The 18593-nt window shown below is 73.3% G+C and carries 17 protein-coding genes; 6 read left to right on the forward strand and 11 right to left on the reverse strand.

Annotated elements, in window-relative coordinates; translation table 11 throughout:
* Positions 1–1119 (forward strand): hypothetical protein (locus tag ABD944_RS23495; protein ID WP_345179808.1); only part of this gene is annotated, 1119 nt, incomplete at its 5' end.
* An 11-nt stretch (positions 1120–1130) separates the two neighbouring features.
* Here ABD944_RS23495 and ABD944_RS23500 read toward each other — a convergent pair.
* The 6 genes from ABD944_RS23500 to ABD944_RS23525 all read right to left on the reverse strand — a co-directional run bounded on the left by ABD944_RS23500 (position 1131) and on the right by ABD944_RS23525 (position 10659).
* Positions 1131–2330: a Cmx/CmrA family chloramphenicol efflux MFS transporter gene (locus ABD944_RS23500; protein WP_345179811.1), complete on the reverse strand. Its 1200-nt coding sequence runs from the start codon at positions 2328–2330 to the stop codon at positions 1131–1133.
* A gap of 71 nt (positions 2331–2401) precedes the next feature.
* Positions 2402–2977, reverse strand: coding sequence for a TetR/AcrR family transcriptional regulator (locus ABD944_RS23505; RefSeq protein ID WP_345179814.1), 576 nt, complete (start codon positions 2975–2977; stop codon positions 2402–2404).
* A gap of 39 nt (positions 2978–3016) precedes the next feature.
* Positions 3017–7666, reverse strand: coding sequence for an SAV_2336 N-terminal domain-related protein (locus ABD944_RS23510; protein WP_345179815.1), 4650 nt, complete (start codon positions 7664–7666; stop codon positions 3017–3019).
* The gene (locus tag ABD944_RS23515; protein WP_345179817.1) at positions 7656–8645 is read right to left on the reverse strand and encodes an AAA family ATPase; all 990 of its coding nucleotides are present in this window, start codon (positions 8643–8645) and stop codon (positions 7656–7658) included. The genes ABD944_RS23510 and ABD944_RS23515 overlap by 11 nt, the downstream gene beginning before the upstream one ends.
* Positions 8646–10316, reverse strand: coding sequence for a VMAP-C domain-containing protein (locus tag ABD944_RS23520; RefSeq protein WP_345179819.1), 1671 nt, complete (start codon positions 10314–10316; stop codon positions 8646–8648).
* A 7-nt stretch (positions 10317–10323) separates the two neighbouring features.
* Positions 10324–10659 (reverse strand): CU044_2847 family protein, encoded by a 336-nt coding sequence (locus tag ABD944_RS23525; protein ID WP_345179821.1) that lies wholly within the window; start codon positions 10657–10659, stop codon positions 10324–10326.
* Between the two features lie 84 nt (positions 10660–10743).
* Between ABD944_RS23525 and ABD944_RS23530 the strand changes: the two genes are divergently transcribed.
* A complete protein-coding gene (locus tag ABD944_RS23530; RefSeq protein WP_345179823.1) occupies positions 10744–11094 on the forward strand; it encodes an MmcQ/YjbR family DNA-binding protein in 351 nt (116 codons plus the stop codon).
* On the opposite strand, the gene ABD944_RS23535 is transcribed toward ABD944_RS23530, so the two are convergent.
* Positions 11082–11876 carry an IclR family transcriptional regulator gene (locus tag ABD944_RS23535; protein ID WP_345179825.1) on the reverse strand — a complete coding sequence of 265 codons (795 nt, stop codon included), beginning with the start codon at positions 11874–11876 and terminating at the stop codon, positions 11082–11084. The two genes, ABD944_RS23530 and ABD944_RS23535, sit on opposite strands and share 13 nt — an antisense overlap.
* 167 nt (positions 11877–12043) lie before the next feature.
* On the opposite strand from ABD944_RS23535, the gene ABD944_RS23540 reads away from it, so the two are divergent.
* Complete coding sequence (locus ABD944_RS23540; RefSeq protein WP_345179827.1) at positions 12044–12628, forward strand: hypothetical protein; 585 nt, start codon at positions 12044–12046, stop codon at positions 12626–12628.
* A 13-nt stretch (positions 12629–12641) separates the two neighbouring features.
* Here ABD944_RS23540 and ABD944_RS23545 read toward each other — a convergent pair whose 3' ends face one another.
* Positions 12642–13379 carry a hypothetical protein gene (locus ABD944_RS23545; protein ID WP_345179828.1) on the reverse strand — a complete coding sequence of 246 codons (738 nt, stop codon included), beginning with the start codon at positions 13377–13379 and terminating at the stop codon, positions 12642–12644.
* A gap of 59 nt (positions 13380–13438) precedes the next feature.
* Positions 13439–14875 carry a hypothetical protein gene (locus tag ABD944_RS23550; RefSeq protein WP_345179831.1) on the reverse strand — a complete coding sequence of 479 codons (1437 nt, stop codon included), beginning with the start codon at positions 14873–14875 and terminating at the stop codon, positions 13439–13441.
* A gap of 360 nt (positions 14876–15235) precedes the next feature.
* Between ABD944_RS23550 and ABD944_RS23555 the strand changes: the two genes are divergently transcribed.
* Both ABD944_RS23555 and ABD944_RS23560 read left to right on the forward strand, forming a co-directional pair.
* Positions 15236–15490 carry a hypothetical protein gene (locus ABD944_RS23555; protein WP_345179833.1) on the forward strand — a complete coding sequence of 85 codons (255 nt, stop codon included), beginning with the start codon at positions 15236–15238 and terminating at the stop codon, positions 15488–15490.
* 229 nt (positions 15491–15719) lie between these two features.
* A complete protein-coding gene (locus ABD944_RS23560) occupies positions 15720–16136 on the forward strand; it encodes a hypothetical protein (RefSeq protein ID WP_345179835.1) in 417 nt (138 codons plus the stop codon).
* A gap of 33 nt (positions 16137–16169) precedes the next feature.
* On the opposite strand, the gene map is transcribed toward ABD944_RS23560, so the two are convergent.
* The gene (gene map / locus ABD944_RS23565; RefSeq protein WP_345179836.1) at positions 16170–16952 is read right to left on the reverse strand and encodes a type I methionyl aminopeptidase; all 783 of its coding nucleotides are present in this window, start codon (positions 16950–16952) and stop codon (positions 16170–16172) included.
* A 66-nt stretch (positions 16953–17018) separates the two neighbouring features.
* Between map and ABD944_RS23570 the strand changes: the two genes are divergently transcribed.
* Positions 17019–17297, forward strand: coding sequence for a helix-turn-helix domain-containing protein (locus tag ABD944_RS23570; RefSeq protein ID WP_345179838.1), 279 nt, complete (start codon positions 17019–17021; stop codon positions 17295–17297).
* 8 nt (positions 17298–17305) lie between these two features.
* On the opposite strand, the gene ABD944_RS23575 is transcribed toward ABD944_RS23570, so the two are convergent.
* Complete coding sequence (locus ABD944_RS23575) at positions 17306–18583, reverse strand: erythromycin esterase family protein (protein ID WP_345179839.1); 1278 nt, start codon at positions 18581–18583, stop codon at positions 17306–17308.
* Between the last annotated feature and the right edge of the window lie 10 nt (positions 18584–18593).

Consider the following 18593-nt stretch of genomic DNA (forward strand, 5'->3'; position numbering starts at 1 on the left):
AGCGCGGCGCGGGCGGCGGACGCCGTCGCGGCGCCACCGGACGCCCGCGACTTCGACCTGCGGCGCGGCACGGACCGGAGCGCTTCGGTCAGGGCGCTGGGCGGCGTGCTCGGCAGGACCGGCGTCGCCGCGCTGCTCCGCTCGCCCGGCCACGCCAGGCTCGGCGGCGGCTGCGGACGGGCGGCAAGGGTCCCCGGAGGCTCGCTCGTCTACTGCTTCGACCAGGCGGACAGCACCACGCAGGACTGGGTCCCGCAGGGCGTCACGTCCGTCTCGGACGCCGCGGCGGCCGAGCGATGGGCGGGCGGCGTCCGGCCGATCCTCGTCTCCTGGCACAACGGCGGCCGGGTCAGGATCACGTTCGTCGACCCCGACCGGCGCGTCTACCGGCACGTGCTGCTCGTCGCGCCGGTGATGCGGGGCGGGCGGCCCACCTACACCGACGTCGGCGTCCACGCGGGCGGCATCGCCTGGTACGGCGACAAGCTCTACGTCGCCGACACCCGGCACGGGCTGCGCGAGTTCGACATGCGGCAGATCTTCGACCTGGTCGCGAGCGGAGCGGGCTCGACCCGCCGCCCCGACCGGATCGGGCTGCACGGCGGCACGTACTACGCCCACGGTTTCCGGTACGTGATGGCGCAGACGAGCAGCCGGCACTTCGCCCGCGGCCGGACCGGCGGCGAGTGCAGGGGCCGCGGCCCGCTGCGCATGTCGTGGACGGCGATCGACCGCACCACGTGGCCGCACGTCCTCATCGCGGGCGAGTACTGCCGCCCGGACCAGCCGCGGGGACGGGTGGTCTCCTGGCCGCTGGAGTCCTTGGCCGGACGCGGGACCGCGAGCGCCGACGGCGGCGCGCGGCTCCCGGTGGACCGGGTCCAGGGCGCGGTCAGGACGCGCGGGCAGTGGTGGTTCACCCAGAGCCGCAGCGGCGAGCGCGGCCGGCTCTTCTCGACCCGCTACACCGGCCGCGGCTGGGCACCGGTGAGCCGCCGCACCGTTTCCTACGGACCGGAGGACCTGTCCTGCCACCGGGGCCGCCACCGCGTCTTCACGCTCGCGGAGCACCCGGGCCGGCGCGCCCTGTGGGCGTTCCGCGCGGCCTCCTGCCGGTGACCTCCGGCGCCTCACGCGCTGATCGCCGACCTGGCAGGCTCGGCCTCTCCCGCGGAGCGCCGCCGGGGACCGCCGCGCACCAGGGACCCGATCGCCACGGCGCCGATCGCCGCGACGCCCAGCGCCGCTCCGATCCAGGCCGTGGACGGGTAGCCCTTCCCCGCGTCGATCGCGAGCCCGCCGAGCCACGGCCCCACCGTGATGCCGATGTTGAACGCGACGACGTTCCCGGCGGCGACGAGCGTCGACGCGCCGTCCACCAGGCCGAACGCCCGCGAGTTGAGGGCCGGGTTCGTCCCGAATCCGACGAACCCGAGGAAGAACACGAGGACCACCACGGGCAGGGGCGACCTCGCCGCCAGGGCGAGCAGCGCGGACACGACCGTGAGCCCCGCGAAGCCCGCGTACAGCGTCGGGACGCCCCACCGGTCGGCCGTCCGCCCGCCGAGCGTGATCCCGAGGAGGGCGCCGACGCCGTACAGCGCCAGCACGCCGGGGACCCACGCCTCCGCGATGCCCGTCGTCTCCGTCAGGAAGGCGCCCAGGTAGCCGAACACGGCGAGGAGCCCGCTCGTGGCCAGCGCCGTCGTCCCGTACAGCAGCCACAGGCCGGGGACGGCCATCGCGCGCACCTCGTCCCGCACCCGGGGCGGCGCGGCGTCCGCGCGCGCGGCGGGGATCGTCGCGGCCACCAGCGCCATCGCGGCGGCCGACATGGCCGCGACCGCCCAGAACGCCGCCCGCCAGCCGAGATGCTGCCCGACCACCGTCCCGGCGGGCAGCCCGACGATCGCCGCGACCGTGAGGCCGCCCGCGACGACGCCCATCGCCTTCCCGCGCGCGTCGCGCGGCACGAGGCTCACGGCGGTCGCCGCCGCCACCGCCCAGAACCCCGCGTAGACGAACGCCCCGACGATCCGCATCGCGAACAGCGTCCAGTATCCGGGCGTGAGCGCCCCGACCACGTGCGTCAGCGCGAACACCGCGAGGAACGCCAGCATCGCCCGCCGGTGCGGCCAGCGCAGCGTCAGGACGGCGAGCGGCGGCGCCCCGGCCAGCATCCCGATCGCGAACGCCGAGATCAGCCACCCGGCGGCGGGCACGGACACGCCGAGGTCGTGCGCCATGCCGGGCAGCAGCCCCGCCAGCATCAGCTCCGACGTGCCCTGCGCGAAGATCGCCAGTCCCAGCGCGTAGACGGCCAGTGGCATCGGTCCTCCTGTATTGGATAGATCAGTACAAAACTCGGGCGTGAAAAAGGGCGGCGCGCCGGCCGCCCGGATCAGAGGGAGAGCATCGCCGTGTCCGCGATGGCCCGCAGGGTGTCGGGGCCGGCGCCGCCGCGCGCGGCCACCTGGATGCCGCTGATCGTGGAGATCATGAAGTGCGCCAGCGCGCCCGCGTCCTTGGCGGCGTCGATCTCGCCGTCGCGCATCCCGTCCTCGATCGCCGCCCTGAGCGTGGCGAACCGCCGCCGCCGGTCCCGTTCGAGCCGCTCGGCGATGTCGGGGTCGTGCGGCCCGAGCTCCACCGTGGCGTTCACGACCAGGCATCCGGACGGGTCGTCCTCGTCCGGTTCGGCGGCCCAGTCCATGACCGCCCGGAGGCGCTCGCGCACCGTGCCCTCACCGCCCTGCAAGTGGTCGATGAGCCGCCCGGTCCGCACCTCCATGTAGTGCGTCAGCGCCTTGACGAACAGATCGCGCTTGCTGGCGAACGTGTTGTAGATGCTGCTGCGCCCGAGACCCGTCGCCGCGCACAACCCCTGCGTCGACGTCGCCTCGTAGCCGTCCGCCCAGAAGGCCCGCATGGCCGCCTCGACGGCAAGACCCTCGTCGAACTTCCTCGGCCGCGCCATGCAGTCACCGTAACACGTTATGGACAGCTCGATCCAATATCATCCGGCCGGATCGCCGAGCCGCACGAGCCGCTGCCGCCCGGGATGCACCAGCAGCGCGTCGCCAGGCTCCAGGGGTCCCTGGAGCGATGAGGGAACATCCCAAAGCCTCGCCTCATGCCCGCCCACATACCTGGTCAGCAGAGCCGGTGCGCCGAGGTCACGGAGCAGGGTGACCACGGGATCGAGCGACTCGCCGAACGTGATCTGATGCCGTGCGAGGACGAGGTGGACGCCGTGCTCGCGCATCGTTCGCAGGTCGGGGATGGCCGCGGCGAGCGGGTCGTCTCCCAGCAGGCGCGGACGGTGCGACACGACCAGGAAGATCGAGGGCCCCCTGCGCCTTAACAGGCGGGTGCTGGTGCTCCACCTGGCCTCGGTCAGCATCCTGCCGAATTCCTCCGGCGACGACGTGTGCCGCACGCCCCCCCGCCCCCACGCCTCTGCGCGTGCGAGGTCGTGCGGGCTCATGTGCATGTCCAGGAAGTAGACGAGCCGGTCCCGCTCGGTACCACTCGACGCCAACCCGTCAACGATCTTGCGCACCAGGGTCGCCTTCCCGGAACCGGAGGGGCCGCTGATGAGCAGATGCCGATCGACGTCGAAGTCCAGAAGCACGGCCTCGCCCGTCTCCGGATCACTCCCGAGCCGCACTCTCCGGTTCCGGGAGACCGGGGCGCGCGGGGGCGCGGTCTCCGCGTCGAAGGCGTGGACCCACCTGAACCGTTCGGCGAAGTCTGGAATGGTCTGGAGCAACTGCTCGAATCGCTCCGGCTCCCCGCAGAGGATGACCAGGGAGCCGTCGCGCTCGTACCGCATCAGTGAGAGCAGGCTCCGGATAGTGTCCGGATTAAGGTAGCCGGTCTCGGGACCCTGCTCCGGTGCGTCCCCGATGAGGAACACGGTGCTCCGCACCGATCGCAAGGAAGCAGTGATGTGGGCGGCTGGGTCGGGCCCAGAGTCGGGCTGGGTGTAGGAGACTGTGAGGACATTGGCGTCTCCGCTCGGCAGCATGCCGAGGTCGACCAACATCTCTCCGAACAGGCTCGCTGTCACCTCCATCTCCGGCCTCAACGGCGCAGAGAACATCAGGTGCCGGATCGGGCGGGAAGCGCCGGAACGTGCAGACTCGGCGACGGCCTGGAGCATTTCCCGCAATGCCGCCTCGACAGTGGAGAAGTCGACGGATTCGCCTTCAATTATCCGCGGGTCGTTCCCGATTTTCTCTTGCAGGTTGGTGAGCAGGCGGTCGATGTCTTCCGGGAGGGGGCCCTCCGGCGTGGTGCTCGCCGATGAGCCCTGTGAGGGTGTGCGCGTTCGGCGGACGAAGTCGTCGACGGCGTCGCGGGGAGGCTCCGGTGCCACGGTGAACTGCTGGGGGGAGCCGCCTCCGGCGAGGAGGTAGGCCGTTCGCTCGCTGTCCGGGAACTGCAGGCTCGCCTGCCCGAGGACGTGCCGCAGCTGGTCGGGTGGCAGGCGGCCCGCCGCTATGCGCCAGCCGAGGAGCGGCAGGAAGCGGCCCCAGATGGTGGTGTTCTCGACGGTGGACGCGGTGAGCAGGAGTTGGACGTCGAGCGCTCTGCCTCGCTGTGCCAGGGAGAGGAGCGTCTCGCCCACCTCGGGTCTGCTGATCGGGAAGGTGAGCGAGAGATCGGCGACCACGAGGAGGCGCGGCCGCGTCTGGGGCGGCGGCGTGGACGGGGACCCGGGAGGAAGGGTGGCGGGCTGTTCGCCCGGCTGGTAATCCTCGAAGAAGTTCCACCAGACCCGGTCGACCGAATTGGGGTCCTGGCGGAACTGCTCGTACAGCTCGTCGACCGTCCATTGGCCGGTGCCGGGATCCGAAACATGCGGCGTGTCCTGCGGCGGGCTCGCGGACCGTGCTTCGAGCTCGCCGGAAAGGAACTCGAAGAACCGCCGGAGTCGCTCCGGCGAGCCGAGCAGCTCTTCCTCGGAGTAGCGGACGTGCGGAAGGTCGATGGGCTCCCCGAGAGGATGCTCGCCCATCCCCGCGAACGCGAATCGCAGGTCGGCCGGTGAGTGTCCTGCGGCGAGGGCCAGGGTGATGGCGCGAACGACCTTCTGGCGGGCCTCGGGACCGCCCACGATCAGGCCGTGAGGAATGCCCGACGAGGAATCGAGCGGATAGAGGTTGAGGAGATGGCCGCCCGGCCGGTAACCGATCGCCGGGCTGCGGGGCATCTCGGCGGGCAGGGCCCATGTCTCGTGCAGCATCCCGCTCGGCCCGCCGCCGTTCAACCGCAGCACGTCGAACTCGGGCTCGACTGTGAGCTCTACGGAGCTCACCCGCGCCACGGGCTCGGAACTCGGGGGATTCTCGGGCCAAGGGAGCCGACGCGCCTGCGGGCCGCGCCGCCTCATCAGGGCGTTGATCGCGTCGGCGGTGTCGAGTGAGATGCGTGCGGGCTCGAAGGCGGGGCGGGCCTCCTGCGCGAAGATGTGGACGGACGCGAGGTGATCGCCCATGCGGCTGGGGAAACCCACGTTCCAGCCGGCGTAGCCGGAGAGTTCCGGCGGGGTGAGGGACTCGTTCGACGAGCAGAAGACGAACTTGATCCCCTGGCTCGGTCCCGCCTCGCAGAGCGCTGCGAGCGGTTCGACAAGTTCGGGCCGCGCTTCGATCAGGGGCCCGGTTTCGTCGATGATCACGACCAGGGCGGGCAGGGGGCCGAGCGGCCGGCCGGCGGCGATGGCCGCCTGGTACTCGTCCCAGGTGGTGACCCCGGCGGCCTGGAGCATGGCTTCGCGCCGCCGCCGCTCGGTCTCCAGGACTTCTGGGAGCCCGCCCAACAGCGGCGCGTCCGCCGACCCGACGTTGAGGCTCGTCGCGATATGGGGGAGGTTCAGGTTGACGAAGGACAAGCCCCGGCTGTGGTCGACGAACGCGAAGTTGAGGATGTTCGGGGAGTGGTTGAGCGCCAGGCCCATGACGAGGGTCCGCAGCAGCGCGTCCCGGAAGGCCCGGGGGCCGGTGATCAGGCCGTGCGGCAGGTCGGGGTTGCCGTGCAGGACGTCCACCGACACGAGGTCGTCGCCGTCCACACCGATCACCGTGGGGCGCGGGCCGCGGTCCCAGCCTTCGCCGATCAGTTCTTCGACCGGAGTGTCGAGAAGCTCCAGCAGGTCCGGGGCCGGGGGAGTCGGAGTGGGAGTCGAAACGAGGTGGGAGCGGGTCCGGGGGGTGAGGAGGGCGAAGTGGTCGGTGTCGGCGGTGAGGACGACCGGGCCGCCGTCGGCGGGGAGGAGGGCGCGGAACGTCTCGGCGGACGTTCCGGCGCGGCGCTCGATCTCGGCGGAGACGGCCTCCAGGACGTGCCGGGTGTGCAGGGCCTCGGGGCGCGGGAGGGTGTCGAGGAGGGCCTCGCGGGCGCCGGGGACGAACGCGTAGCGCACGCCGTCGGCCGGGCGGAGCAGGCCGCTCAGCAGCACCTCGGCGAGCTGTCCGGGGCCCGAGCCGCCGAGGATCCGGTGCTGGATCAGGCGCATCACCGGCAGCGACGGGACGGAGACCGCGACGTGGGCGGCGAGTTCGGCGGCGCCCGGGGACGCGGTGGCGAGGAAGCGGCGGACGCGCTCGGCGATCGGCAGTTCCCGCTCGCGCCGCACGGGCGCCGCCCCGGACGGGCGGGCCGGCAGCGTCGCGACGGCGGCGGGCTGCGGCTCGGACCCGGAGACCAGCCGGGCCCACGCGCCGAACCAGCGTGGCGCGATCTCCAGGACGGGGACGGGCACGCCGGGCGCGGCGGCGCCGTCGTAGGGGGCGAAGCGCAGGTCGGTGTTCGGGGCGCCGGGGCGGGGGAGGACGGCGAGGCCGGGGGAGGCGGGGGCGGCGGTGCGGCGCCAGAGGCGTTCGGCGAGCGGCTGGAGGATCGCGGTCGGCCCTGCCTGCGCCCAGCGGCGCACGGCCTGCCCGGCGCGCCCGTTCCACCAGTGGGGGCCCGAGCAGTCGCTCAGCACGAGGACGGCCCGCCGCCCGGAGGCGTCCAGGAGCGTCCCCGGGTCCTGCGGCGGCGCCTCGGGCGTGGAGGCGACGCGGCCGTTCCCGTCGAGGTAGCCGAGGTGGACGTCCTGGAAGGCGCCCTGGCGGAGCAGCGTCTCGGCCAGCTCGCGGGCGAGGGGGCGCCACAGCCGCATGGTGGGGCCGGTGTCGACGACCAGGCTGAGGCCGAGCCACCGCTCGGGCGACGGGACGAGGACGGGCGTCCACAGGCGGGTGTCGGCGATGCGCGCGGCGGTGGCGTCCTCGTCCAGCTCGACGCGGTGCCGGGACGGGACGCGCCGCTTCAACGGGCGCAGCGCACGCTGGACGCCGAGTGGGTCGGCCAGCATCGGCGCGGTCGGGACGAGCACCTCGGACGCGCGGCCCACCGGCTCCGCGTCGGCGCCGGGGCGGGGGCGCAGCTCGGTCAGCGGTTCGGAGGGGCGCGGGGGCGCGGGCTCGGGCGGCCCGGGGCCGCCGGGGTCGTCCGCGCGCTCGTCGGGCACGGGCGGCGGAACCGGCGGGGCCGAGGGGGCCGGCTCCTCGGACGGGGAGATGTGGCAGGCGAGCCACAGCATCTCGCTGAGTTCGCGGGCGTCCGGCGGCGGCCCGACCGCCGACAGGACGTTCCGGAGCCGGTCAATCGTCATCGACGGGCCCGGTCAGGTAGGGCATGATGCGGTCGGCCAGGGCCCGGCGGTCCTCGGCGCCGGCGTGGCGGCACAGGTAGACGGCGTTGAGGAGCTGGTCGGTGGCGAGGGTGCCGGACGCGGAGCGCTCGAAGAAGCGGCGGACGAGGTCGTCGCTCTGGTCGGCGAGCGGCCCGAGGTGCTCGCGGACGATCGCGGACAGCTCGGCCTCGCCCGACGGCTGCCGCAGCTCCACGGTCACGCAGCGCCGCAGGAAGGCGGGCGGGAACTCGCGCTCGCCGTTGCTGGTCATCACGACCAGCGGGAACGCGCGGCAGCGGACCGTCCCGGCGGTGACGGTGACCCGCGCGCCCGGCCCGTCGGCGGTCATGACCTCGGCGACCGGGTCGGCCCGCCGGGTCAGCTCGGGCAGCTCGTACTCGCCCTTCTCGAAGATGGTGAGCAGGTCGTTGGGCAGGTCGATGTCGCTCTTGTCGATCTCGTCGACGAGCAGGACGCGCGGCCGCCGGTAGGGCAGCAGCGCCGTGCCGAGCGGGCCGAGGCGGATGTAGCGGCCGATGTCCTCCTCGCGCGCGGCGTCGTCCCGTCCGGTCGCGTCGTGCCGTCCGGCCGCGTACAGGCGGGTGAGCGGGTCGTACTGGTAGAGGCCGTCGCGGAGGGTGGTCCGGCTGGTGATGGGCCAGTGCAGGACGGGCCCGAGCCCCAGTTCGTGGGCGACGGCGTAGGCCAGCGTTGACTTCCCGGTGCCGGGAGGCCCCGTCACCAGCAGCGGGCGGCGCAGGTAGAGGGCGGCGTTGACCTGCTGCACGGCGTCGTCGGACGGACGGTACGTGGTCGCCTGGTGCTCGTTCCCGGATCCGCCGGAGGGGGGCTCCACGGTGGGGTCGCCGTCGAACGCGCGCCACGGCGGCGGAGGAGGCAGCCGGTCGATGCCGTCGTGCGTGCGTCGGCTCCCGGTGTAGAGCAGCCAGTCGGGCACCTATACCTCCATCGCGAGCGGGGGGTCGGGAAGCCGGGACGGATCGTCCCACAGCAGCGTCAGGTCGCGCCCGCAGTGCGGCGTGTCCTTGGGGGCGACGAGCGCGGCCTTGCGCAGCGCGAGCGCGAGCCGCGGAAGGTCGCCCGGATGCCGGTCGCCGACCGCCGCGGTGAGCTCGTCGAGGACGCGGTGCCCCCGGCAGTCGCCGTGCGAGGACGCGTCGCACGGGGTGCGCGTCCACATCATGACGGGGACGCCGTTGTTGAGCGCGGCCGTCAGCCAGCTCTTCACCGGCCGCGACCCGTACACCAGCACGCAGAAGTCGATGTTGGCCTCCAGCCAGTCCTGGAAGTCGCTGCCCCGGCGCGGCGCGTCGCACGCGATGGGACGGGGCTCGCTGCGGCCGCGCTCGATCAGCAGCCGCCAGCGGTGGTGGGCCTGGTCGCGGCGGATCGAGTCGGGCCGCAGCCGCTCCACGTCCCGCACCACGACCGGGTACTTGCGCATGGGGATCCTGTTGCGCGGGTCGACGTACCACTGCTCGAACGGCTTGCCGAGCCAGCCCTCCGGCACCGCGAACTCGATCATCCAGTCGCGGCCGAACAGCGCGGGCGCGAGCGCCGCCACGCCCGCCTCGACCACCGGCCGCACCCGCCGGTCCGGGACGCGCTCGGTCGGCCGCCCCGGACCCTCGGCCCCGTCGATCCAGGTGTGCACGGTCACGTCGAAGGCGTTGTCGAACGTGACCCGCTCCAGCCGGACGATCACCGACGCGGGTCCCGAGCGAGGGGCGGCGGGCGCGGCGCCGGGCAGGTGCCGCGCGGACCACGCGGTGAGCCGCAGCCGGGCGGACTCGGGCAGGTGCGGCCCGAGCGCCGCGAGGTACCGGACGAGCCGGTCCTCCGCCCAGCCCTCGGCCACGTAGCGCACCGATCCCCACGCCGACCGGAAGCCGCCGAACGCCCGCCGGCCGGTGATCCGTTCGAGGTCGGCGGCGAGCGGGTCGGTGTAGCGCACGCCGTCCAGGAGTTCCCGCAGCTCGCGGCGGGCGTCGGGGGTGAGCCACCGCAGCGGCAGCAGGTCGTCGAGTTCCTCCCAGTACGTTCGGATGTGCGCGATGGGCAGCATCCAGCCGAGGTCGGCCCGGTCGCCGTGCCGCAGCTCGGCGTTCGTCACCATGCCGATGACCTCGCCCGTCGCCGTGTCGTACACGGCGGAGCCGCTGTAGCCCTCCTCCAGCCAGTCGCCCTGGCCGGTCTTCAGCTCCCACCACTCGCGCCGCATCCCGCGGTGCGGGAACGTCGTCACCGACGCGTGCCGCTCGTTCTGGTCGGGACGGCGCGGGAACCCGCACACCCCGAACGTCCGTCCGAGCAGGCTCCCCTCGTGCGGGCCGTCGGGCGCGGCCAGCGTGGCGGGGGTCAGCGCGACCGGCTCGCGCAGTTCGAGGACGGCGACGTCGCCGGGGTCTCCCGCCCGCTCCCAGTCGCCGCGCCGCACGACCCTGGCGGGCAGGTCCTCCAGCAGCCCGGGGAACCCGACGCGCACCTCGTCCCGCCCGTGGACGGTGTGGGCGCAGGTCAGCAGCCGTGTCGCGGTGACGAGGAACGCCGCGCCGAGCCTGCCGCCGGACGGCGGGCCGACCCAGGCGCGCCACTGCCAGTCGTCCACGATGCGGCTACGCCTCCTCCGCGGCGCGCGGCTGCTGCCCCCACGTCATCTTGACCTTGAGGTGGCCCTCGACGGACGTCTTGGCGATCACGGCCCCGGCCGCCGCGTTGAGCTTGACGCCGAACTCCAGCTCGATCCCGTCGGGGTTCAGGGAGCCGCCGCGCAGCGACGCGAGCGCCGACTGCGCCGCCTCCCGGACGTTCTGGAACGCGTCCTCGAACTTGCCGACCGCGTCGTGGATCAGGTCGCCGGAGAGCGACACCGACTGGAACCCCGGCTCCCGGTCGTCGGTCTCCACGACGACGGTCCCGTTCTCGGTCTGCCAGCGCACGAGTTCGTTCACCCGGCAAATCTAACAAGATCATGCGGTGCGGGGTGCTTTGCTGGAAGTGCCGCACCGGCGGCGGCGCGGCCACAGGAGGACAGGATGATCACCGTCGAGCAGGTGCGGGCCCTCGCGGCGACGCTGCCCCGCACGTCCGAGCACCTGATCAGGGACCGGGTGAAGTTCCGCGTCGGCTCCATCGTCTACGTCGCCTTCTCGCGGGACGAGACCGTCATGGGGTTCGCGTTCCCCAAGGAGGAGCGGCTCGCCCTGGTCGAATCCGAGCCGGACAAGTTCCACCTCCCCGGTGAATCCGACATGCGTTTCAACTGGGTGCACGCCTGGACCGCGGCGCTGGACGAGGCGGAGATGGAGGAACTCGTCACCGACGCGTGGCGGATGGTCGTCCCGAAGAAGGTCGCCGCAGCGCGCCTCGGCCCTCAGAACGGGTGACGCCCGTCCGGCGGGCGCGGGGGTGATGCGAGCAGCGCCCCGGCGGCACGGGCGATGCCGTCCGACGCGGCGGGCAGCAGCCGCGCCATCCGCCCGGTGGGCAGGCTGCCCGTGCGGCCGGTCACGCCGAGGCAGCCGACCAGCGCGCCGTCCGGGCCGCGCACCCCCGTGGCGACGCAGCTGAAACCGAGATGGCACTGCTCGTGCTCCACCGCGATGGCGGTGTCGCGCACGGCGTTGACCTCGTCCAGGAAACGCGGCCAGGACGTTGTGCCGCGCGGTGTCTGCGGCGCCGGCGGGCTCCCGCGCAGGCCCTCCAGCAGGTCGGGCCGCTCCGCGAGCAGCACCCGCCCGAGCGCGGACGTCTGCAGCGCCGCGCTCCGCGGGTCGTTCGACCACTCCCCGCGCCGCACGTCGGGGGCCCGGTTGGCGCCGTAGGCCATGGTCATGAACGTGATGGAGCCCTCGCTGATCTCGCAGACCCACACGATCTCCCCCGTGCGGGCGAACAGGTCCTGCACGTGCGGGGTGGCGGCGTGGAGCAGGCCCTCCTGCAGGGCCGCCCGCCTCCCGAGGTCCAGCAGGCGCGGCCCCAGCCGGTAGCGCCCGTCGGGGTCGCGCCGGAGCATCCGCCGGGCCACCAGGTCGGCGGCGATGCGCCGCACCGTGGGCTTGGGGACGCCGACCTCGCGGGTGAGGTCGGCCAGCGTCATCGGCCCGCCGCCGGCGGCGACCGCGTCGAGGACGGCGACGACGCGGCCGGTCACGGTGCGGTCGTCCATGCGTTCCATGGTCCTGCCCGGACGGACGAAAAGCCACCGGCGGGTCACTCAGTGACACGCTCCCGTGGCGTCCGGAACCGGTCTCGGCGACCGTGGCGAACGCGGCGCCGCGCCACGGGGGCCGTCGCCGCGCCGGAGTCCCGACCACACCCGGGGGGAGCCATCACATGACCCAGTACCACCGTCCGGGGGTCCACCGCCCCAACGTCCTGTTCTTACTGCTCGGCCTGCTCCTGATCGTCGTCGGCGCCGCGGCGATGGTGCTCGGGTTCCTCTACGGCGTCCAGTCGGTCCTGGGCGCCGACCTCGGCCCCGATCTCGGCTCCGAGGGGCTGAGCGGCGCCGGGCCCGCGATGGAACCGCTGGTCAACGGCTTCACCGTCGTCATCGTCGGCACCACCGTGCTGACGATCGGCCGCTACCTGTGGCGCGGCGCCCGCCGCCGCGGCGCCCGGGACCGGATCGGCCGGCTTCTGATCATCCTGGGGCACCTCGTCGTCTGCGCGGCGCTGGTGGCCTTCACCCGCTTCCTGCTGTCCGCGCTGGACACCGGCGATCCCGGCGAGGGAGAGAAGATCGTCTTCCGGGGCCTGGTCGTGTGCGCGGCGGTGTGCGTCCCCGGACTGCTCCTGGCCCTCCCCGGCCTGCGGATGGCGAGGGAGCGCCCGCTGATGGAGGCCGAGGCCGAGGTGAACCGCCCCGGGCCGCCCCCGCCGCCCCCGCCGCCGCCCCCACGGCCCTTCATGCGCTGACCGGCGCGCGTTCTCAGTGCGGCGGCGGCAGCGGGTCGACGGCGTTGCCGGCGCCGCAGCCGCCCTCGCCCGCCATCCGCTGCATCCGGGGCGGCGTCCACACGTTCGTGCGGCCCGGCGCGACACGGGCCAGGACGCAGTCGAAGACGTCCGACCCGTAGGGCTTCACGGTGAGGGCCACGCCGACGACGTCGCCCCTGGCGGCGAACTCGCGCCGGATGGCCGGGTCGAGCCGCAGCGACGCGACCGCCGCGCGGATCTTCGCCTCGTCCGCCCGGCCTCCCTTCGGCACACGGGGCAGCGCCTTGCCCAGCCGCTCGAACGGGATCTCTGGCGTCTTCGGCCACGGCGGGAAAGCGAGCGGCGCCCCGGACGGGCACGGCACCTGCCGCGTTCCGTAGTTCTGCCATTCGGTGGTGGTCGAGAACCGCAGCTCGAAGCACCGCCGCACGGTGACCGTCGAGGACGGGAACCAGCCGCCTTCCGGCGCCGTCCCCTCCGTCCGGAGGACGAGCCGCACCCCGTCCCCGGCGGTCGAGACGCCGGTCACCCGCATGACCTCCACGCCGTCTTGGTCCGCCGCCCGGTGCCCCATGTCCCGCGCGGGCCGCACCCGGGAGTCGTAGACCCGGTCCCCGGCCCGCTCTGCGGCCTTCCGCGCGTCCGCGGCGGCCACGTCCTCGGGGCTCCGGCCCAGCTGCCCACAGCCGGCGGCGAGCAGGACGACCAGGGGGATCACGAATCGGCGCATGCCGCCAATGATCCCGGCGGCCGCCGCGCGGCGGTATCCGCTCTCGTACTCAACCCGTCTCAGGCGTCGGCGGGCTGCACCTCGGGCGTCGCCTCGACCGGCTCGGCCTCCGGCTCGGCCGTGACCGGGCGGCGGCGGCCCCACGCCAGCGCGGCGGCGAAACACGCGAACGGCAGGGCGGGCAGCATGTAGCGGTAGTCGAAGTCGACCGTGATCGGAGGAATGGCCAGGAGGGCGACGCCGGACGTCCAGAACAGCGCCGTCCGGGCACGACCCCGCCGCCACACGATCCCGGCCGCGCCCGCGAGCAGCACCGCGCCGAGCACCGTCCCCGGAACGCTCACGTGCTTCTGGTAGCCGCGCAGCACACCGGCGTACGGCTCGACGACGTGCGTGCGGCCCGTCCCATGCGAGTACTCGTACACGACCGCGCCCCGGTCTCCGCCCCCGTAGACGGGCAGTCTCGGTTTGCGCGCCGTGGGCCGCGTGGGGAAGTGGTAGCGGGCCTCGGTGCCCACGGTCGGGTAGCGCGACCGGTGCCACGAGAACGTCCGGACGAAGAAGTCGTAGGAGACGACGCGCAGGTAGTCGAGCGGCTGGTTCTTGATCGCCCACAACGCGAACCGCTGCGCCCGCGCGTTGGTCTCCTCGTCGAACGCCTGCCCGTTGGACCAGCCGGTCGGCGAGTTGTCCTCCCAGATCTGGTGGGACGAGGCGGGCCGGTCGTCCTTGGCGCCGTACGGGCAGAGCCCCGCCAGGTCCGGCGGGGGCGCGAACGCGTCGCAGTCGGCGAACGCAGCCGTCCGCCCCCACAGGAAGATGCCGTCCACGCCCGTCATCTGGAACCGGCCGTGCTCCCGCTGGAACCACGTCGCGTACGCCCCGACGGGCAGCGCGAACGTCACGGCGAGCGCCAGGTACACCGGCCATCGCGTCCGCCTGAGCAGCAGGTAGAGGACGGCGATGAGGAAGAGCGGCACCCCCACGGTCCGCGTGACGGCCGCCACGCCGAGCAGCGCGCCCACCAGCGCGGCGCGCCGCCAGCCGGCCTCCCCGGGCCGGGCCAGCAGCAGCATCGCGCCGAACACCAGGACGGTGAACAGGGTGTCCGACAGCAGCAGGTGCTCCAGTTCGACCTGGAAGGAGTCGAGCAGCACCGGCGCGACCGCCAGCGCCGCCCACGGCCGCCGGACCTCGAAGTCGCGGACGAGCATCCGGTATCCGAGCGCGGCCAGCCCGAGGATGGCCGCGTGCTGGAGCGCCGTCACCAGCGCCAGGCTGTGGAACGGCTTCAGCGCCCAGAGGAAGAGCCCGTACCCGGACGGCCTCATCGGGTGCGGGAGCGGGTCGTCCGCGATCCGGACGAAGTCGTAGCTGTCGTTGAACCACAGCACGCCCCGGAACCCGACCATGGCGAGCACCCGCAGCACGACGCCCACGAGCAGCACCGCGCAGAACAGCCAGTTGCGGCGGACGGTCGAAGGGGAGAACGACACCGGGTACCTAACTGTGGGACGTGCGGGCGGACAGAATCCTGCGCCGGTCCTGGACCGGCGGCGTCGCGCCGGGGCGGGCAACTACGTCACTCACTGCCGCCCACGCATCGGCCGAGAGCCTACCAGCGCCGTCCCCGCCCGCCCGTGCTGTCCACCGCAGACGACCAGGTGGCGGCGGCATTTCCCGCCCGGCCGCGTCGCCACCGGGTGCAGCGGGACCGAGGATCGCACGGACCGCGGACTCCGTGACCGTCGAACCGGCTCGTTGCTGACGGCCGGGGGAGCGGGACGGTAGTGGCCGAGACGGGCTGTCACCGAGCCGTCTTTCCCAACAAACAAAAGACCCCGAAGGAGCCTGTCATGGCATCGAGGCGAAGGAGAAGAGAGCAAGAACGGCTCAGCGAATTCCAGCGGGCCTGCGGAAATCGTGCCGAGGACTACACCCTTCTGGCCCTGCGCACGGACGACCCCGTCGTCAGGGCGGGTGCGCGGCAGATGGCCGAAGTGAGCAACCGCAGCGCCGGGCAGACGCTCTGGGAGTCGCTGGTGGACCCCCGCAACGCGTCCACACCCGCGATGCGGCGGGCGCGGCAGGCGCTGCGAGACGGCGCCTGACCGAATCAACAGCCGGCCGGGCACGGCCGGCTGAAACACCCATAGAAGCGGCCCCCAGGTGCCGCTTCTATGTTTCTGGCCCCTCGGGGGCCGCCGGCCCCGCGATCAGGTGGTCGTCGCGTCGGCCGGACGGCGGTCCGCGGCGGAATTGTGCCACCTTCTACTGGCGCATTAGTGTCGCGCGTGGGCGGCACCTGCCGCTCTTGCCGCAAGAGAGGACGATGCGGGTATGCGCGGTGTCTTAACGCTCGTCGGCTTCACGGTGACGCTCATCGCCGTGGCGGGGTGCGGCGGCGACGGCGGTGACTCCTCGGCTCCTCCGAGGGCCAGTGCGTCCGTGTCGCCGAGTGCGCCGTCGCCTTCGGCGACCTTGGAGTCCCGGTTCTTCGCCTGCCTGCGTACGCACGGCGTCCGGCTGCCCGAAGACGACCGTGCCGGCGGGAACGAGCAGCGGATCAACCGGGGGATCGAGAAATGCGCGTCCCTCATGGAGCCGGGGCAGGCCGTCCTGGTGCGGGTGACCGAGGGGAATCGGTTCCAGGCGTGCTTGGCCGAGCACGGGGTCGAACTGCCCGAACCCGGCCGGAAGCTCAGCCTGATCCGCGGAAGGGACCGGGCCATGGACGCCGCCCTGGAGCAATGCTGAAGCCCTGAGCGGGCGACCGTGGAGACGGCTCCGTCACGGCCGCGTCCGCTTCGGCAGGGTGAGGATCTCGGCGCCGTCGTCGGTGATGGCGATCGTGTGCTCGCTGTGCGCCGTGCGGCAGCCCGTCGCGCTGCGGAGCGTCCACCCGTCGGCGTCGGTGACGAGGTCGGCGGTGTCCTCCATGATCCACGGCTCCAGCGCGAGCAGCAGCCCGGGGCGCAGCTTGTACCCGCGGCCGGGGCGTCCGGTGTTGGAGACGTGCGGGTCCTGGTGCATCGTCGATCCGATGCCGTGGCCCCCGAAATCGGTGTTGATCGAGTACCCCGCCTCGCGCAGGACCGTGCCGATGGCGTGGGAGATGTCTCCGGTGCGGGCCCCGGGTCCGGCGGCGGCGATCCCCGCCCGCAGCGCGCGTTCGGTCGTGTCGATCAGCGCGACGCTCTCCGGGGCCTTCGATTCGCCCACGACGAAGCTGATGGCCGAGTCCGCGGCGACTCCGCCCAGGGAGACGGCGAGGTCGAGGCTCAGCAGGTCCCCGTCGGCGAGCGCGTAGTCGTAGGGGAGCCCGTGGAGGACGGCGTCGTTGACGGACGTGCAGATGTAGTGGCCGAACGGCCCGCGCCCGAAGGACGGCGCGTAGTCGACGTAGCAGGACTCCGCCCCCGCCTCGACGATCATGGCCTTGGTCCACTGGTCGATCTCCAGCAGGTTGGTGCCGACCGCGGTGCGGCTCTTCACCGTCTGCAGGATGTCGGCGACCAGGGCGCCCGTGTCCTTGGCCCGGGCCAGTTCGCCGGGGTTCAGAATCTCGATCATGTGGCCATCATCCCCTGCACCCAATAACTATACCGGTCATACTATACCGGTACTAGAATAGGGGCCATGGTCAGGTTGCCGCTCACTCCCGCGGAGGTCGAACGCGGGCAGCGCCTCGGCGCCCTCCTGCGCCGGGCCAGGGGGGAGCGCTCGATGCTCGCCACCGCGCTCGACGCGCGCGTCTCCCCGGAGACCCTCCGGAAGATCGAGTCGGGCCGCGTGGCCACCCCCGCCTTCTCGACCATCGCGGCGATCGCGGGCGTCCTCGGCCTCTCCCTCGACGAGGTGTGGGCCGAGATCAGCCGTCCCGAACGCGATGTCGAACCCTCCGGCTCCGGCGCCTGAGCACGGCCTCACGTGTCGCCGAGGTCGGCGACGGTGGAGGTCGGGGTGGTGATGACGGCGTCGAACGCGTCGAGGACGGGAGTCTCCAGGTAGGCGCTCTGGATCCGGATGCGGTCAGGTCCGCCGGAGCCCCGCGCGCGGACCCGGTTGAGATCGGCGATGCTCAGCCCGAGCCCGGCGTCGGCGAAGGCGGCTTCGATGCTGTTCGGCTCGGGGGGCTGGAGCGGGGTGGCGTCGACGGCGAACCCGAAGCGCGCGGACTCGTCCGGGCGCATGTCGGCGGTGTGTCCGGCGACGCTGGTCAGGGCGAGGGCGACGTAGTCATCGCCCAGGGCGTCGCGCAGGTGCTGCCCCATGGGGAGTCCCGTGAGGTGGCCGTCGAACGAGACCGGCGTCTTCTGGATGTGGGCGTTGTGGGACGCCAGCACGATGCGGGTCCCGGGCCCGAAGCGCTTCAGGTGCCACTGGACCGACCCGGCCATGTAGACGTCCCGGGCCGAGGTGTCGGCGGTCAGGCCGCTGTCGGCGTACAGGCCGGCCATCGCGCGGAACCCGTAGTCGGCGTGGCAGGCGGCCTCCAGGCGACGCAGAGCGATGTCGTACTCGTGCCGGTCGCCACGGGAAAGGTACAGCGGCGCGACGGCACGGAACCGGATGAGCAGGCGCACCAGGAGCGCGCTGAGCGCGTCCTGCTCGGCGGCGGCCAGGCGGGTCCAGGCCGGTGCGGCCGCGGCGGCCGAGGGGCCGGCGAACGACTCGGCGATCCGCACGGCCTCCTCGACCACCGGAAGGATCTCGGGGTCGACCCGGCGCAGGTAGTCGGCGACGGGGGCCAGGGCCGGCAGCAGCGACCCGCCCGCCGCCGGGACGTCGATCCCGGCGAAACGCACCGGCGCGCCGGCCGTGGCGTTGTGCCGCCGCATCCAGCGCAAGGGCTCTTCGACCCCCACGGGGATCGTTTCGGCGAGATGGGCGGAGAGCTCATCGTCCGTGCCCTTCCCCTGGGCCCAGTCGTCCAGCGGGAAGCCTTCGCTGAAGCCGTACTCGAAGGCGAGGACGGTGAAACCGCACCGTTCGGCCAGGAACCGCAGGACGCGCTGGCGCAGGTGCGAGAACTCGGTGATGAAGTGGGAGTTCTCCCCGATCGCGACGACGCGCGCGTCACCGACGATGCCGCGCAGCGGCTCCAGGTCGTCCAGCGGCGCCTCGGGGGCGAGGTGGTCGAGCGCGACGGCGGCGGAGCCGAGCCGGTCGGCGAAGGTGGCGTGAGGGGACGGAGCAGGCATGCTGGCAACT

The organism is Actinomadura verrucosospora (genome assembly GCF_039540335.1).
In the GTDB taxonomy this organism is placed as follows: Bacteria; Actinomycetota; Actinomycetes; order Streptosporangiales; family Streptosporangiaceae; genus Spirillospora; species Spirillospora verrucosospora.